General features: G+C 69.6%; 11 protein-coding genes. 7 read left to right on the top strand and 4 right to left on the bottom strand.

Annotated features, from left to right (window positions below; translation table 11 throughout):
- Window positions 1-72 precede the first annotated feature (72 nt).
- On the bottom strand, window positions 73-1,278 hold the full coding sequence (locus tag BLW00_RS11725; RefSeq protein ID WP_139256696.1) for a coiled-coil domain-containing protein: 1,206 nt from the start codon (window positions 1,276-1,278) through the stop codon (window positions 73-75).
- 72 nt (window positions 1,279-1,350) lie between these two features.
- Here BLW00_RS11725 and BLW00_RS11720 point away from each other — a divergent pair, with 72 nt between their 5' ends.
- The 3 genes from BLW00_RS11720 to BLW00_RS11710 all read left to right on the top strand — a co-directional run bounded on the left by BLW00_RS11720 (window position 1,351) and on the right by BLW00_RS11710 (window position 3,930).
- Entirely contained in the window at window positions 1,351-1,848 is a 498-nt protein-coding gene (locus BLW00_RS11720) for a hypothetical protein (RefSeq protein WP_139256695.1), read from the top strand.
- A gap of 111 nt (window positions 1,849-1,959) precedes the next feature.
- The gene (locus tag BLW00_RS11715; protein ID WP_092554074.1) at window positions 1,960-2,514 is read left to right on the top strand and encodes a YceI family protein; all 555 of its coding nucleotides are present in this window, start codon (window positions 1,960-1,962) and stop codon (window positions 2,512-2,514) included.
- Window positions 2,515-2,706: 192 nt separating this feature from the next.
- Entirely contained in the window at window positions 2,707-3,930 is a 1,224-nt protein-coding gene (locus BLW00_RS11710) for a DUF4192 family protein (protein WP_092554071.1), read from the top strand.
- A gap of 26 nt (window positions 3,931-3,956) precedes the next feature.
- Here BLW00_RS11710 and BLW00_RS11705 read toward each other — a convergent pair whose 3' ends face one another.
- Genes BLW00_RS11705 through BLW00_RS11695 form a run of 3 tightly spaced genes read right to left on the bottom strand, consistent with a single transcriptional unit; the run spans window position 3,957 to window position 7,260 of the window.
- Window positions 3,957-5,363 carry an NAD(P)/FAD-dependent oxidoreductase gene (locus BLW00_RS11705; protein WP_092554068.1) on the bottom strand — a complete coding sequence of 469 codons (1,407 nt, stop codon included), beginning with the start codon at window positions 5,361-5,363 and terminating at the stop codon, window positions 3,957-3,959.
- Window positions 5,364-5,374: 11 nt separating this feature from the next.
- Window positions 5,375-6,796: an aspartate aminotransferase family protein gene (locus BLW00_RS11700; RefSeq protein ID WP_092554065.1), complete on the bottom strand. Its 1,422-nt coding sequence runs from the start codon at window positions 6,794-6,796 to the stop codon at window positions 5,375-5,377.
- Window positions 6,793-7,260: an Lrp/AsnC family transcriptional regulator gene (locus tag BLW00_RS11695; protein WP_092554062.1), complete on the bottom strand. Its 468-nt coding sequence runs from the start codon at window positions 7,258-7,260 to the stop codon at window positions 6,793-6,795. Before BLW00_RS11695 ends, BLW00_RS11700 begins: the two co-directional genes overlap by 4 nt.
- A 156-nt stretch (window positions 7,261-7,416) precedes the next feature.
- Between BLW00_RS11695 and BLW00_RS11690 the strand changes: the two genes are divergently transcribed.
- The 4 genes from BLW00_RS11690 to BLW00_RS11675 are packed head-to-tail and all read left to right on the top strand — an operon-like array spanning window position 7,417 to window position 16,832.
- Complete coding sequence (locus BLW00_RS11690; protein ID WP_139256694.1) at window positions 7,417-8,508, top strand: FHA domain-containing protein; 1,092 nt, start codon at window positions 7,417-7,419, stop codon at window positions 8,506-8,508.
- 32 nt (window positions 8,509-8,540) lie between these two features.
- Window positions 8,541-9,377 (top strand): PP2C family protein-serine/threonine phosphatase, encoded by an 837-nt coding sequence (locus tag BLW00_RS11685; protein WP_092554729.1) that lies wholly within the window; start codon window positions 8,541-8,543, stop codon window positions 9,375-9,377.
- 7 nt (window positions 9,378-9,384) lie between these two features.
- Window positions 9,385-10,887 carry a serine/threonine-protein kinase gene (locus BLW00_RS11680; protein ID WP_092554056.1) on the top strand — a complete coding sequence of 501 codons (1,503 nt, stop codon included), beginning with the start codon at window positions 9,385-9,387 and terminating at the stop codon, window positions 10,885-10,887.
- Entirely contained in the window at window positions 10,884-16,832 is a 5,949-nt protein-coding gene (locus tag BLW00_RS11675) for an Ig-like domain-containing protein (protein ID WP_092554053.1), read from the top strand. Before BLW00_RS11680 ends, BLW00_RS11675 begins: the two co-directional genes overlap by 4 nt.
- Window positions 16,833-16,835 lie beyond the last annotated feature (3 nt).

The raw sequence follows: 16,835 nt of genomic DNA, 5'->3' as shown, positions 1-16,835 counted from the left end.
CGCGCTCCTCTTTCCGGCCTGGTCCACGGACGGCCGACGGGGCGGCGCACGCCGCGTGGATTCAGGGGTCCCCTAGTACCAGTGCGGGTCGCGCGCGGTCCAGGTGGAGAGGGCCGAGCAGGGTGTGCCGTAGCGTCCGGCGATGTAGTTCATGCCCCAGATGATCTGGGTGGCGGCGTTGGTGAGGTAGTCATCTGCCACCGACGCCATCTTGTTCGCGGGCAGCGACTGCGGGATGCCGTACGCACCGCTCGACTCGTTGAGCGCGTTGGCCCGCCATCCGGATTCGCCGATCCACAGCCGCACCAGGCAGTTGAACTGCGCGTCGTCCCACCCGTAGGAGCCCATGATGCTGGAGGCGTAGGCCTGCGCCTCGGCGGGCGACATGATCGATCCGTCGCCGGGCACCCACGCGCTGCCGGGATCGCCACCACCCTCCTCTGCGGCAGCGATGGCCGCTGCGGCCTTTCTTGCGTTTTCCTCGGCGATCTGCTGGTCGCGCGCACGCGCACCGGCTTCGAGCTCAGCAGTTGTCCCCTTCAACGAGGCGAGCTGAGCGTCGAGCTGGCCTTGCGCTTGCTTCTGCTGGGCCAGCTCGGCGTCGGCATCGTCTTGCGCCTGCTGTGCCGCCGCGAGGCGGTCGTTCGCCTCCTGGGCGAGCCGTTCGCGGTCCGCCTTGGCGACGTCGGCCTGCTTCGTGAGAGCATCCGCCGTGTTCTGAGCGGCGACGGCGGCGTCACGGATTCCCGCGGTCTGTTCGGTGAGCTTCGACATAGTGCCGAGCTGGTAGAGCAGGGAATCAGCATCGTTCTGATTGAGGATCAGGTTGAGGTTCGAATCGCCGCCTGCGCGGTACAGCTGCGCGGCGATCTGACCCACCTGCGTCTTCGCAGTGCTGGCTTTGTCGGTGGCTGCGGTTGCCTGGGCGTCGATCGTCTCCGCGTACGTGGCGGCGGCTTGCAGATCGTAGGAAGCTTGCAGGTACTCCTGGCCACGCTGGAATGCCTGATTCTGAAGTTCCTGGACCCGCGCCTCGAGGTTCGAGACCACGCTGTTGATCTTGTCGATCTCCGCCTGCTTGGTCTGCTCGTTCGCTTTTGCGGCGTTCACCTCGTCCCACGTCGGGAGCGTGTCATCGATGGTGACGACCGATGCGGGCAGCCAGGCCCCCGGCCCCTGGCTTGCCGAGGGGCTCGCCGACGCGGCCAGGTTCGGCGTGGCGACGAGGGCCACGAGGGCTGCGACCACGCCCAGGGCGCGGGCAGGGGACTTCCACATGGGCCCCAGGCTATGTGACGAAAGTGAAAGATGAACTGAGCGCTCGCGCGCGTCTCCCGATACGATTCGGGCATGGATCCCCTTGCCATGGAGGGCTGGCACGACTTCGCGGTGGCGTCGGCGGGCGCCGCGGGCGCGCTCGCGGGACTGATCATCGTCGCCATGTCGGTCAACATCAAGGAGATCGTCGAGGGCTCGGCGCTGCCGGCCCGCTCAGGCGCGACGATCGGCTCGGTGGTGGTCATTGTGGTCGCCTCGGTGGCCATGCTCATCCCCGACCAGATCGCGATCGCTCTCGGGCTCGAACTGGCCGTGTTCGCCTGCGGAGCCCTGGTGCTGCAATGGGTCGCACTGCGCCAGATGTTCGCCACGACCGAGGGCGGCACGCGGCGCGCCAAGATCGGTGACGCGGTGCTCGGCGTCGGCCAGCTCCTCCCCGTGCTCATCGGCGGAGTGCTCGTGGCGTCCGGGGTTCCGGCGGGCCTGCTCTTCGTGGCGGCCGGATTCATCCTGATCTTCATCGTGTCGATCGTGAACGCCTGGGTGCTGATGGTGGAGATCCTCCGCTGACGTCTTCTCCTTCGCGCGAAGTCGCGTGGGAATAAACACTCAGGTCTATGCATTTGTATTGATGCGGGCCATCTTCGCGCCTGAAAACGACGATCCACGAAGAGAGACACAATGACAGACACCATCGAGATCCCCGGATACAAGGTCGGCAGCTGGACCATCGACCCCGCGCACAGTGAGGTCTCGTTCAGCGTTCGCCACATGCTCATCAGCAAGGTGCGCGGCAAGTTCGAGAAGTTCGACGCCACGTTCGTCACCGCGCCGAACCCGCTGGAGACCTCCGTCACCGCGACGGCCGAGGTCGCCTCCGTCAACACGAACGACGAGAACCGCGACGGGCACCTCCGCACCAACGACTTCTTCGACGCCCCCACCTACCCCCAGCTGAGCTTCGTCTCCACGGGTGTCCGTCAGCAGGGCGACGACTTCAAGATCGACGGCGACCTCACCATCAAGGGCGTCACCAAGCCGGTCACCTTCGACTTCGAGTTCGGCGGCTTCGGCACCGACCCCTACGGCAACTACAAGGCCGGCTTCAGCGCCAAGGCCGAGATCGACCGCAACGAGTTCGGCGTGAACTGGAACGCGGCTCTCGAGACCGGCGGCGTGCTGGTGGGCGACAAGGTCACCATCACCATCGAGGTGCAGGCCGTTCTGCAGCCGTAATCCACCTCGCCGCTGCGGATCGATGATCCTCCGCAGGGCTCCGGATGCGTGACGCCGCCGGTCGGGATCCGTCCCGCCGGCGGCGTCTCGCTGTCTGCGGGGCAGTTCTCCACAATCGGGGCACCGCGCCGACTCCTCCACAGATCCGGCGTGAGCCGTCCCGGCGGGCGCCCGGATCGCGACACTGACGGAATGACAACGCTCTCCGCGCCGCTTCGGGCGGCCCACGCATCATCCGCATCCTTGCTCGACGTCGAGGCCCTACTGGGGTACCGGCCGGTGGCGAGTGTCGCGCTCTATCTCCGGCGACGGCGAAAGCCACCCGCGGCGTTGCGGGTCGATCTGCCGCTGGGGCCCTCGCCCGACGGCGAAGAGCTCGCGCGGGCCCTGACCGGGCTGGTGGCGCGCGTGCCCGGCGCGGGGTCGGCCGAGATCGCCGTCTTCGGGCGTGAGTCCGACGATCGGGCGTCGATGCGGCGCTATGCGCCGCTGGTGCGGGCGATCCGTGCGCGGCTGGCGGCCGCGGGGTTCGAGGTGCCGCGAGCGCATTTCGTCGTCGGAGGCCATTGGGCAGATGCAGATGCAGATGCAGATGCAGATGCAGATGCGGATGCGGATGCCGTTGCCGGTGCGCGCGGCTCGTGGCGTCGTCTGCCGGTCGCCGCGTCGGGCGGCGGTGTCGCGCCGAGCGAGCTGGCTGGGCATCCGCCCGACGCGCACCATGGTCCGTTCGTTCCCATCGCGCCGGCGTCGGAGGCTCGGCGCGCACGATCGATGGCGGCGCTCGGTGTGCTCACGAACGCGTTGGGGCTCGACCATTCCGAAGAGGCCGCCGGAGGTCGCGACGTGCCCGGCGGCGATGACTCGCTCGCCCACCCGTCGGAGGTCGACATCGTCGAGACGCTCCTGCGCTGGAACGCGGTGCTCACGGTCGAGCCCGGGTCGCCGCCGCCGTCAGACGCCCGGTCCGTCGCTCTGCTGTGGTCGCTCCGCCATCGGGTGGTCCGGGATTGCGTGCTCATGATGTGCGCCTGGGGGTTCGATGCCGGTGTGATCGCGCTGCACGAGGCCACGGAGCCCGACGAGTCCGCCATCGGCGCCCCGGCGGTGTACGACACCTTCCTCGGCGTCGGGCGGCGTCCGCCGACCCCGGGCGCGCTGCGTTCGGCGATCGATCTGCTCCGGCACCTGGTGTCCTGTGCGCCCGAGTCGATGGCAACGCCCGCCCTCACCATGCTGGCGTGGCTGGAGTGGGCGCGCGGACGCGGCTCGGTGGCCGACGCCTATCTGGAGGAGTGCCGGCGGCTCGATCCCGACTACCGGCTGGCGCTCCTGCTGCAGGCGATGATCGGGCACGGCTTCGTTCCCGAGTGGATGGGTGCCGACTCGGCACCCACGCTCTGCCGGCCGCAATGATCGTGCGGTCGGGGCCTGGGTGCCACTCAGTGGCCGGTGAGCGGGCCCAGGATGCGCGCGGCGAGCGAGCGACGGCCGGTGACCGACTCCTCCACGTCGGCGGCGCCGGTGCCCACCAGTCCGAGATTCGCTCCCACGAAGCGGAAGGGTTCCGGCTCCCATTTGGGCGAGAGGTGGTTCACCCACGGCAACGCGGTCAGGGCTGTCGAGCGGCGGCCGATGAGGTCGGCGAGGGTGCGGCCGGCCAGATTCGTGGTGCTCAATCCGTCGCCCACGTAGCCGCCTGCGAAGGCGACACCGGTGCGCGGGTTGAAGCTCGCCGTCGCGTGCCAGTCGCGCGGCACCCCGAGCGGTCCGCCCCACCGATGCGTCACTGCCGCGCCGCGGGCGGCGGGGAAGAGCTCGCCCAGGGTGTGTTCGAGGTGGTCGAACACACGATCCACCCGGTCGTGCTCGGGCTTGATCGAGCTGCCCCAGTGGTAACGGGCGCCGCGGCCCCCGAAGGCGAAACGGTTGTCGGCCGTGCGCTGACCGTAGATGAGCAGATGCCGGTAGTCGCTGAAGGTCATGCCGTGTTCGATCCCGATCTCGTCCCACACCTCGTCGGGCAGGGGTTCGGTCGCGATCATCAGCGAGTACAGCGGCATGATCCGGCGTCCGACGCCGGGAAGCTGCGATCCGTATGCCTCGGTGGCGATGACCAGGTCATCGCACGAGATCAGGCCCTCGCCGCCGTCGCCGGTGTACAGCGCGCGATGCGGCGCCCACTCGACGATCTCGGTGTGTTCGGCGATCACGACGCCGAGGTCTTCAACCACCCGCGCCAGGGCTCGCACCAGCTTCGCCGGATGCACTCGGGCGCACGACGGGTCGAACGACGCGGCGAGAGACGAGGTGGCGCGCAGAGAGCGTGCGCGAGGGTCGTCGTGGGAGCCGCTGGTCACGAGTTCGAGATGATCGACCCCGAACTCGCGCGCGGAATCGACGTCGGCCAGGGCCGCAGTGCGCTGCACCCCGTCGCGGGCGAACACGATCGTGCCGCCCTTGCGGTAATCGCAGTCGATGCCCTCTGCCTCGACCACCTGGCCCACCTCGTCGACCGTGTCGATCATCGCCTGCCGCATCGCGCGGGCGGCGTCGTCTCCGTAGGCGCGGCGGAGCGCATCCGTCGACCGCGGGAACAGCGCCGAGCACCACCCGCCGTTGCGACCCGAGGCTCCGAAGCCCACGACCTCCTTCTCGACCACGGTGATCGAGAGCGACGGGTCGGCCTTCTTGAGGTAGTAGGCGGTCCAGAGGCCGGTGAGGCCGCCGCCGACGATGCACACGCCGGTCGAGACATCGCCCGACAGCGGCGCTCGAGGGGTGAATTCGTCCTGGTTCGATTCCGCGAGGGAATCGAACCAGAACGATACGTCGCGATAGTCGCGCATCGGGCGCGCGGCTACAGTCGCGACCAAGCTTCGGTGAGCACGCTCCGGAGGATCTGCTCGATCTCGTCGAACTCCGCCGGCCCCACCGTCAACGGCGGGGATAGCTGGATGACGGGGTCTCCTCGGTCGTCGGCCCGGCAGTAGAGGCCGGCGTCGAAGAGGGCCTTGGAGAGGAATCCGCGCAGCAGGCGCTCCGACTCGTCGTCGTCGAAGGTCTCGCGGGTGGTCTTGTCCTTCACCAGTTCGATGCCGAAGAAGAAGCCGTCTCCGCGCACGTCGCCCACGATGGGCAGGTCGGTGAGTTTCTCGAGGGTCTGCCGGAAGATCGGCGAGTTCTCGCGCACGTGCTCGTTGAGCCCTTCTTCCTCGAAGATGTCGAGGTTCTCGAGAGCCACGGCGGCCGACACCGGATGCCCGCCGAAGGTGTAGCCGTGGTAGAACGCGGTCTGGCCGTGCTTGAAGGGCTCGTAGACCCGTTCGTTCACGATGGTCGCGCCGATGGGGGAGTAGCCGCTCGTCATCGCCTTGGCGCAGGTGATCATGTCGGGCTCGAAACCGTAGGTGTCGCAGGCGAAGTAGTTGCCGATGCGGCCGAAGGCGCAGATCACCTCATCGCTGACCAGGAGCACGTCGTACTTGTCGCAGATCTCGCGAACGCGCTGGAAGTAGCCAGGGGGAGGAGGGAAGCAGCCACCGGAGTTCTGCACGGGTTCGAGGAAGATCGCGGCCACCGTCTCAGGGCCTTCGAATTGGATCATCTCTTCGATGCGGTTCGCGGCCCACAGCCCGAAAGCCTCCTCGGTGCCGTCGAAGCCCATCTCGTGCGCCCGGTAGTAGTTCGTGTTCGGCACCCGGAAGCCACCCGGGGTCACGGGCTCGAACATCTCCTTCATCGCCGGGATGCCGGTGATGGCCAACGCGCCCTGCGGAGTGCCGTGGTAGGCGACGGCGCGCGAGATGACCTTGTGCTTGGTGGGCCGGCCCTGCAGTTTCCAATAGTGCTTGGCGAGCTTGAACGCGGTCTCCACCGCCTCGCCTCCGCCGGTGGAGAAGAACACGCGGTTGAGCGACCCGGGAGCGAGGTGCGCCAACCGGTCGGCGAGTTCGATGGCGGAAGGGTGCGCATACGACCAGATCGGGAAGAAGGCCAGCTCCTCGGCCTGCTTGGCCGCCACCTCGGCGAGCCGTTTGCGGCCGTGCCCCGCGTTCACGGTGAACAGGCCCGCGAGCCCGTCGATGTAGCGCTTCCCCGTCGAGTCCCAGATGTGGTGGCCCTCGCCGCGGGTGATGATCGGCACCCCAGCGCCCGACTCCATGACGGACTGGCGGGCGAAGTGCATCCACAGGTGGTCTTTCGCCATCCGCTGCAACTCGGCGTCGCTGCGGGTGGCGCGCGCCTGGGCGGAGGAGATGGGTTGTTCGGTGGTTGTCATCGTGTGCCCCAGTTGTAGAGCTGCTTGTGCAGCTTCAGATAGACGAATGTTTCGGTGGATTGAACGCCCTTGAGCTGCCGGATCTCGGAATTCAGCAGGGCGATCAGGTCGTCGTCGTCTTCACAGACCACTTCGGCCAGGATGTCGAAGGTGCCGGCTGTCAAGACCACGTAGTCGACCGAGGGCATCTTGGCGAGCGCGTCGGCCACCACTCGCGTGTCGCCGGAGACCTTCAGCCCGATCATCGCCTGCCGGTAGAAGCCGAGCTGCAATGGATCGGTGACGGCCACGATCTGCATCACGCCCGACTCCGTGAGCTTCTGCACACGCTGCCGCACGGCGGCTTCGCTGAGCCCCACGGCCTTGCCGATCTCGGCGTAGGAGCGGCGGCCGTCGTCTTGCAACTGCTCGATGATCGCCTTGGAGGTGTCGTCGAGTTGAGACGGTCGCGGCTTGGGGCCCATGGCTCGATACTGTCAGGTAAATGGGGTGTCGGCAAGCGAATCCGCAGCAAATCGAAGACTCGACCGAGGAAATCAACAGTAGTCGGTGGCCCATACGTCGTGGGAGGGCATGTCCGGCATCGGCCCGCGAGACCGTCGCGGTAGTACCGTGACGGCATGGGGAGTCTTCGTTTCGTGCCGGCCGAGCAAGAATGGACGGTGCTGGCGGCCTGGCCGACGGTGGTCACCATCTCGGCCGACGTGCCCGACGACGTGGTCGAGGCGATCTGGTCGGCGCTCGGCGCTCCGGACGCTTCGATCGAGTCGGTCGTCTCGAGCATCCCGATCCGTGACACCGCGGCCGATTCCTCGTTCACGGTGGTTCGCTTCGAGCCCGGCGGCGGCGTTCCGCTCGACCCCGCGCATCCGCCCCGCGACTGGTCGGCGACGGTCGTCGCCCGCGGCTCGGCCGCCGTCGATCTGCTCTCGGTCGGCGGCTCGCGACGCTTCGGCTCGGCGGGCATGCAGCCGTGGGCGCTCGCGGAGTTCCCGTCCGTCATCGGCATCTCCACCGGAGACCTGCCTCCCGTGCCCGAATCGCTCCTTCGCCTGCCGACGGATGCTCGCCGGCTCGACCACGGCATCGCCTACGCCTCGCGCGTGCTCTGGGCCGCCTCGCCGGAGAGCATCGTGGGCGAGCGTGGGCCCGCTGCCGGGCCCGGCGCCGACGGCGACACGGCGGAGCGCCCGAGTCACGATCCCGACACGGCCGACGGCGAGACGATCCTCGGTCGCCGTGCCGTCGAGGGCGTGGGCCTCGAGGCTGTGGAGGAGAGGACGGACGAGGGCGCGGAGGGTGTCTTCGACGGTCCGGCCGATGAGCCCGTCCCGGTCTACGAGATCCGGGTCGGCGACCAGCCCCCGCTCGAGCTGACCGGCGCGGTCGTCGTCGGGCGTCGGCCCCAGCCCCGTCGATCGGCCGATCGCCCGTTCACCCGCGCTCCGGCACAAGCCCTGATCGCGGTCGATTCTCCGGCTCAGGAGGTGTCGGCGAACCACGTCGAGATCGCGCTCAGCGGACGCACGGTCGTGGTGACCGATCTGCGGTCGACCAACGGAACGACCGTGCGCCTCCCCGGCCGGCCGGCGGTGCGGTTGCGTCAGGGAGATTCGGTGGTCGCATCCGGGTCGGCTATCGTCGAAATCGGCGACGGAAACGTTATCCACATCTCGTCGCGAGACCGGGGAAACACCGGGATCACCGTTTAGGATTCCCGGATAGCTGTCAGGAGTTGGACATCGTGACCCAGATCGGTCGAACGAGCGCGCGCGTCAGCGTGACTCGCGCGGGAGAGCATCCGCGCCGCATCACCCTGTCGTGGGCCTCGCTCACCGACAAGGGCAACAAGCGCGCCGCCAACGAAGACAGCGCGATCTCCGAGGTGCCGGTGTTCGCCGTGGCCGACGGGATGGGCGGGCACTCCGCGGGCGACGTGGCGAGCGCGGCCGTGGTCGACCGGCTGGGGGAGATCTCCTCGGCGGTCACCGACGCCGGCTCCATCGAAGAGGCATTGGCCCGGGCGCTCACCGACATCGACCGGGTGGGCGACGAATCGGTGCTGGGCACGGGAACGACGGTCACCGGCGTCGCTCTCAGCGAGATCGACGACGAGCTGGCCTGGATGGTCTTCAACATCGGCGACTCGCGGGTCTACCTCTTCTCCGACGGAGAGCTCCGTCAGCTCACCGTCGATCATTCCGTGGTCCAAGAGCTGATCGATGCCGGGCTGATCACCAAGGAGCAGGCCGAGCACCACCCCGACAGCAACGTGATCACGCGCGCGGTCGGTTTCCATGAGAAGCCCGTGCCCGACTACTCGACGCTTCCCCTGGTGGCCGGTCAGCGCATCCTGATCTGCTCCGACGGGTTGACGAAAGAGCTCACCGACTACGGCATCCGCCACTACCTCTCCACCACGCCCACGGCCGAGCGCGCAGCCAACGAGCTCGTCACCGCGGCGCTGGCGAACGGTGGTCGCGACAATGTGACCGTGGTCGTGGTCGACGTCGAGTCCGACGAAGCGATCACCGAGCCGGTGGAATCGCACGGTCTGCGTCGCGGTTCCGGGCGGAACTGAGGTTCCGATGGTCCGGCGTCTGCCTTCTCCACCCCCATCGCTCCCCGGGTTCACCTCGGTGCGCGTGCTGGGCTCCGGAGGTTTCGCCGACGTCTTCCTGTTCGAGCAGAACATGCCGCGCCGCCAGGTGGCCGTGAAGGTGATGCTGCCGGAGGTGGTGAACGAGCAGGTGCGGCGGATGTTCCAGGTCGAGGCCGATCTCATGGCCAAGCTGAGCGCGCATCCGTCGATCCTCACCGTCTACGAGGCCGGGGTGTCCTCCGACGGGCGGCCCTACCTCGTCATGGAGCTCTGCTCGTCGTCGCTGGGCCAGCGCTACCGCAGCGAGCCGCTTCCCGTGGCCGAGGTGCTGCGGATCGGCGTGAAGATCGCAGGGGCGCTGCACACCGCGCACGAGCAGGGCATCCTGCACCGCGACGTGAAACCGTCGAACATCCTCCTCACGGCCTACGGCGCCCCGGTGCTCTCCGACTTCGGCATCTCGGCGTCGACCCGCGGCAACGCGGCGATCGACGCGGTGGGGTTGTCGATCCCCTGGTCGGCACCCGAGGTGCTCTCCGAAGCCACCCAGGGCACGGTGGCCTCCGAGGTGTGGGCGCTCGCCGCCACGCTCTACTCCCTGCTCGCCGGCCGCTCACCCTTCGAGCAGCCGGGCGGCAGCTCCGCGCCGGGCGATCTCGCGCGCCGGATCACGAAGGCGAAGCTCGCCCCGATCGGGCGCAGTGACGTGCCGGCCTCGCTCGAACGCGTGCTCGCGCGGGGAATGGCGAAAGACCCGGCGCGCCGGCCGGCCTCGGCGCTCGAACTCCTGCGGGAGCTGCAGGCGGTCGAGACCGAGCTCGGCCTCGCGCAGACCAGCGCCGAGATCGCGATGGCCGAGTGGGCGGGCGACTACGCCCGGGATCCCAGCGACCGCACCGTGCTGCATGCCGGCGCGGCGACCGGCACCGGCCACGGAGCCGGATCGGGGCCGGGCCGACGGCGCCGGGCGAGCGCCTCGACCGCGGCGCGTGCCGGCGGGTCGTCCGGATCGGGCGGTGCGGGAAGCCCGTCGAGCGGATCGGCCGATCGTCACAAATCGCGCACGTCGCGAGTCGACACCGGCGAGCGGTGGGGGAGCAGTGCGGGGAGCGGGCGGTCCGACCACGGATCGGGCGGCCGTGGCATCCGGATCGCCGTGATCGCGGCGGCATCCGTCGTCGTCGTGGGCGGGCTCGCCGCCGGCGGCATCGCGCTCTCGCAGCAGGATGCCGGGCGTTCGATTCCGAGCGTCGGTGAGATCAGCGCCACGACGACCGACGGCCGCATCCTCTTCTCCTGGAACGATCCGGGTCTGCGCGACGGAGACAGCTACCGTGTCACCACCGCCACCGGCCAGAGCTCCGTGCAGCGCGGCAACGAGTTCGCGGCGTTCCCCACCGACGACTCCTCGGTCTGCATCTCGGTCGCCGTCGTGCGCGCGGGCAAATCCGGGCCGGCCAGTTCAGAGAAGTGCGCAGCGTTGGAATGATCACCCGCTCCGGTGTGGCGGCCTGGGTCGTCTCGCACAAGTCACTCGCTGCGACCCTCACCAGCGGCACCGTGGTCGCGGCGCTGGTGGCCGTGGTGGCCGTCGCGTCGACCGGTTACACGGCGCAGAAGGTCGATCTCGACGACGCGACGGTGTGGGTCACGAGCGATCAGCATCAGGCCGTGGGCCGCGCCAATCCGCAGGTGGGCGAACTCAACACCGCCATCCGGATGGAGTCGGGTTCGCTCTCGGTGAGTCAATACGGCCAGACCGTGGTGGTGAGCGATCTCGGCGGAGGAGAGGCACGCATCCTCGACACTTCGGGCGCCGTCGTGGCCGACACGGTCTCCCTCCCGGTGGGAGACGTGCGGATCGCACTGACCGCATCCGTCGCCGTGGTCACCTCCCGCACCACGGGCGATGTCTGGCTCACCACCCCCGAAGCGCTGGCTGTCTTCGACTCGGCCGCCCCGGCCGACCTCACCCTCGGGGCCGGCGGCGACACGGTCGTGGCCGGAGACGGCACGGTCTTCGCGGTCTCGGCCGCGACCGGATCGGTGTTCGCGGTCGACCCCGCGGCAGACGGGGTCGATGCCCCCTCGACCGCGATCGACGTCGAGCCGTCCGACGACCTGTCGATCACCGCGGTCGGCGATCGTTGGGTGGTGCTCGACCGCACCGCCGGGCGCCTCATCACCTCCGGCGGCTCGTTCCCGATCGAGCTCCCGACCGGAGCCGACGAGTCGTGGCTGCAGGATGCGTCGGCCGACGCCCCGGGTGTGTTCGTGGCGACCTCTGAGGCCCTGCTCGAGTTCTCGCTCGCCGACGGGTCGGCGAGCGCGCTGTCATCGGGCCACACGGGAGGTTCGGCGTCGCCCGTCGAGGTGGGCGGATGCTGGTACGCCGGCTGGTCCGACGGCCGATCGTGGCAGCGCTGCGCCGGCGGCGAGCCGGTGGAGGGCACACTGGAAGGCGCAGCGGGTGCCGACGGACTCGCTTTCCGCACCGACGGCCGGGGCGGCGTGCTGCTGAGCGACACGGTCAGCGGCCGCTCCTGGGACGTCACGCGCGACAACGCGCCGATCGACAACTGGAGCGATCTGCTGCCCGACACGGCGGCCGAGGATCAGTCGAGCGAGACCGTCACCGACCAACCCGTCACCGTCGATCCGACGCAGCGACCACCGGTCGCCGTCGACGACGAGCTGGGCGCACGACCCGGTCGCTCGACGGTACTGCCGGTGCTGCTCAACGACTACGACCCCAACGGCGACGTCATCGTGATCGACGAGGTGCGGTTGCCCGACGGCGCCGACTGGACGGTCGACCGGATCACCGACGATCAGCAGCTGCAGCTCACCCTCCCGCCCGCGGCGAGCGGTGAGATCTCCTTCGGCTACACGATCTCCGACGGCCGCGGTGGAACGGCCGACGCCACGGTGCGCGTCGCGGTGCGCGCACCCACCGAGAACTCCCCGCCCGTGCAGAGCAATTGGGCCGGTGTCGACGTGGCCATCGGTGGCCGCGCGGAATCCGACATCCGCAGCGACTGGTACGACCCCGACGGCGACGCGTTCTACGTGCAGTCGGCCGCGGCGGCGGCGCCGGACGTCGTCACCTTCACCCCCGAAGGCGTCGTCACGTTCACCGATGCCGGGCAGTCGACCGGCACGAAGGAGGTCTCGCTCAGTGTGAGCGACGGTCAGGCCGCGACCACCGGAACGCTCGGCGTGTCCGTGCACGAGCCGGCCGACGTGCCGCTCGTGGCCGAGGGGTTCGTGGTGCTCGCCAAGGTCGGGCAACCGGTGCAGCTGAGCCCCCTCGAGCACGTGCGCGGAGGATCGACGGCTCTTCGGCTCGCGAACGCGCCCGCCCACGAAGGATTCGAGATCACGCCCGACTACGCGGGCGGCACCGTGCGGATCGCCGCGCAGGCGGCGGGCTCCGACACCATCGACTATGCGGTCTCCGACGGGGCGAAGACCGCATCCGGAGTCATCCGCGTCATCGCCACGCTCCCGCCGGATGCCAACACCCGTCCCGTCACCGTGCCGCATTCCGCTTTCGCGCGTCAGAACACCAGCGTGCTGGTCGACGTGCTGGCCACCGACTTCGACCCCGCCGGGGGAGTGCTCATCGTCAGCGGAGTCGACGGGGTCTCCGCCGTCGACGGGCTGCGGGTGGAGATCATCGATCAGCGGATGATCAGGGTCACCCTCACGAGACCGCTGGAGAGCGGCAGCACCGCCTTGACCTACACGGTCACCAACGGGCTCGCGGATGCGCAGGGCTCGGTGACCGTCGTCGAGATCCCCGAACCGGCCCAGCGCCAGCCCCCGGTGGCGGTGCCCGACACCGCAGCGGTGCGGGTGGGCGACGTGGTCGACATCCCCGTGCTCGCGAACGACGTGCAGCCCGACGGCGACACGCTCACCCTGGCCCCCGAGCTCGTGCAGACGCTGGGGGCCGACTCCGGACTCCTCTTCACCTCCGGATCCCGGCTGCGCTATCTCGCGCCCGACACCCCGGGCGACTTCACCGCGGTCTATCGCGTCGAAGCCCCCGACGGGCAGTGGGCGACCGCGCCCGTCACGATCAACGTGCGCGAGGCGGATGCGACGGCGAACGCCGCACCGGTGCCGCAGCAGATCACGGCTCGGGTGATCGCCGGGGAGACGGTGCGCATCCCCATCCCGCTCACCGGCATCGATCCCGACGGCGACTCCGTGCAGTTCCTCGGGATCGACTCGGTGCCCGACAAGGGCACCGTGTCCGACACCGGTTCCGACTGGATCGACTACACCGCCGGTGACTACTCGACCGGCACCGACGACTTCCGCTACAGCGTCGTCGATCGCCTCGGCGCACGAGCCACCGGCACCATCCGCGTGGGCGTCAGCGCGCGTCGCGACGGCGCCCGCAACCCCGTGGCGACGCCCGACGAGGTGCTGGTGCGCCCCGGCAAGACAGTGCTGGTGCGCGTGCTCGAGAACGACTCCGATCCCGACGGCGGCGCGCTGGCGGTGACGGATGTGTCACCCGTCACCGAAGGGGCGACCGCAACGATCGTCGATGACATGCTCTCGATCGTCACGCCCGAGACCCCCGGCCGCTACGGGTTCATCTACACGATCGGGAACGCACGCGGGGGCACGAGCTCGAGCTTCGCCACCGTCGACGTCAGCGCCGATGCGCCGTTGGCCCGTCCGCAGGTGAGCGACACGGTGCTCTCGCTCACCGACATCCTCGACAAGAGCAGCGTCGAGGTCGACGTGCTCGACAACGTGTTCTTCGCCGAGGGGCCGGCCAGTGAGCTCTGGCTCTCGGTTCTCCCCGCCTATGCCCCCGTGGCCAAGGTCGACGGCGCCCGGGTGCGGGTGACCGTGAAGCCGCAGCGGCAGGTCATCCCGTTCTCCGTGGCCCATCCCGACGATCCGAACGTGCGCTCCAGCGGATTCATCTGGGTGCCCGGCACCGACGACGCGTTGCCCCAGCTACGCCCGGATGCCCCGAAGCTCACGGTGCAGAGCGGCAGTGCCCTGACGATCGCCGTGAATGACTACGTCGTCGCCGTGGGCGGGAGGCAGGTCACGATCACCGATCCGAACGCGGTGCGGGCCACGCACGCCGACGGGTCGCCCCTGGTAGCCGATGACCGCTCGCTCGTGTTCCGCAGCGCGGACAAGTACTTCGGTCCGGCATCGATCTCGTTCGAGGTCTCCGACGGGAGGGGTGCGGGCGCTCGCACGGCGACACTCGTGCTCCCGATCACCGTCACGCCCCGCGACGACCAGCCGCCCGTGTTCTCCGGCGCCACGATCGACGTCGAGCCCGGCCAGCAGAAGGTGCTCGATCTGAGTCGGCTCACCACTTCGCCCTCGGGTGCGCCGTCGTCGTCGTTCCGCTACCAGCTTCTCGATCCGAAGCCCCCCGGCTTCACCGCGCTGCTGTTGGGGTCGACGCTCACGGTCACCGCCGACGTGGGAGCGAAGAAGGGCGCGCAAGGCGCGCTCGCGATCGGGGTCGGCGACGGGGTGAGTGCCGGAACCACCGGCCGCATCGAGATGACGGTGGTGCCCTCCACGAAACCGCTGGCGGTGCCCGCCACCGACACTGTGATCGCACCGCGTGGGCAGACCACGACGGTCGACGTGCTCGCCAACGACGACGCCACGAACCCGTTCCCGCAGCAACCGCTCACCGTCGCGGCGGTGCGCGGCGCCGATGCCGGCTCGCTGCCGGCCGGCGTCACCGTCGTGCCGAGCTCCGACAAGAGGGTGCTGCAGGTGACGGTGGCCCAGGATGCGCCGCCCAGCGACCTCACCCTGCAATATCAGGTGCTCGACGGCACGGGAGACCCCGATCGCGCCACCTGGGGCACCGTGCGCATCGCGGTGCAAGACCGGCCGGGCCCGGTCACCGGACTCACCGTCACCGGCTTCGGCGACCGCACCGTCACGGTCTCGTTCGCCGCCGGGCCGGCGAACAACTCGCCCATCGTCGGCTTCGACGTCGTGACCCGCACCGACTCGGGGTCGGCGATCGTGAGTTCGTGCGCCAGCACCAGCTGTGTGGTCGGAACCCCCGGCAACGGTCCGGGCAACGCCGTCATCGTGAGCGTGGCGGCGAAGAACGCCATCGGCAGCTCCGACGCGGCGAACTACGCGACGCCCGTCTGGTCGGATCTGCTGCCCTCGGCCCCGGGCACCGTCACCGTCTCCCCGCGCGACGGCGCTCTCGACGTGCGCTGGAACACCTCCACGGTCGGCCCGGGAGGTTCCGCGGTGCGCGCATACGAGGTCACCGCAGACGGGCGGTCGGTCGCGACGCTCGACGCGGCGGGCCCCGGATGCGACACCTCGCACTGTCAGACGACGGTCACGGGGCTCGCGAACGGTCAATCGAGCACGGTCACCGTGACCGCGCGCAACGGCGCCTATCCGGCGCTGGCCGTGTGGCCGTCGGGGTCGGCGAGCGGTACTCCGTTCGGCCCGCCCTCGGCGTCGACCGTGTCGGCGGTGGCGAACCTCGACAGCGGTCCGGGCTCCGTCACCGTGTCATGGCCCGAGTTCGCCGGCAACGGCGACCGAGTGACGGGCTACTTCGCGCAGCTGCTCGCCCAGGGCGTGAACTCGGTGCCGGGCGGCGCGCAATCCTGCTCGGTCTCCTCGCCCGCGCCCGGCACGGTCGATCCGCCACGCGCCGGCGGCGATGTCGTGGCTCAGCAGAATCTGGGCGGGGATGCCCGCAGCGCCACGTTCGACGGACTCACCGAGGTCGATTCGACCTACGCCTTCGTGGTCTGGGGATACAACGCGGCCGGCTGCGTGGCATCCGCCGTGGTGACGACGGTCGCCTATCCGAGTCCGGGCCAGGTCGACGCCCTGGGCGTGACGATGTCGATGCAGCGACGCGACGGCGATCGCGTCGTCGACGTGCGGGTGACCACGGCGCCCACCCCGAATCCTGTCTCGAACCCCCGTTACTACGTGCGCCCGGTCGACGGCAGCGACCCCAGCGGCCCGGCCGTGGGCTTCCAGCTCGGCAACTTCCCGCGCGAGTTGACCGGCGGCGCATTCGGCCAGAACTACCGTTTCGTCATCCGCGCCTGCAACGTGTGGAGCGGCGTCGAGGTCTGCGGTCCGTACTCGGCGCCGGTCACCGCACCCGATCCGTCGATCACGTTCGAATTCACGCCGACCACCGCGCCGAGCTGGAGCGGCGGCGCCTGGACCTGGGTCGCCGGACCGCAGAACGGCTCCCTCCAGCCGCAGTACTGGTGCGGCTCGCACGCGGTCTACCTCGCGAACCGGGATCACCCCGAGAATCTGCCGCACGACCAGGTGGTCGGGCCGACGTCGTGCACCCCGGGCACACCACCGGTCGCGGGCGACGCGGCCCTGTATGTGCAGATCGGCGGGTATGGCTATGTGTACGTTGGCTAGCGG

Source organism: Herbiconiux ginsengi, assembly GCF_900107435.1.
In the GTDB taxonomy this organism is placed as follows: Bacteria; Actinomycetota; Actinomycetes; order Actinomycetales; family Microbacteriaceae; genus Herbiconiux; species Herbiconiux ginsengi.
The sequence above is the reverse complement of the archived record's forward strand: the minus strand, read 5'-3'. Positions and strand labels throughout refer to the sequence as shown.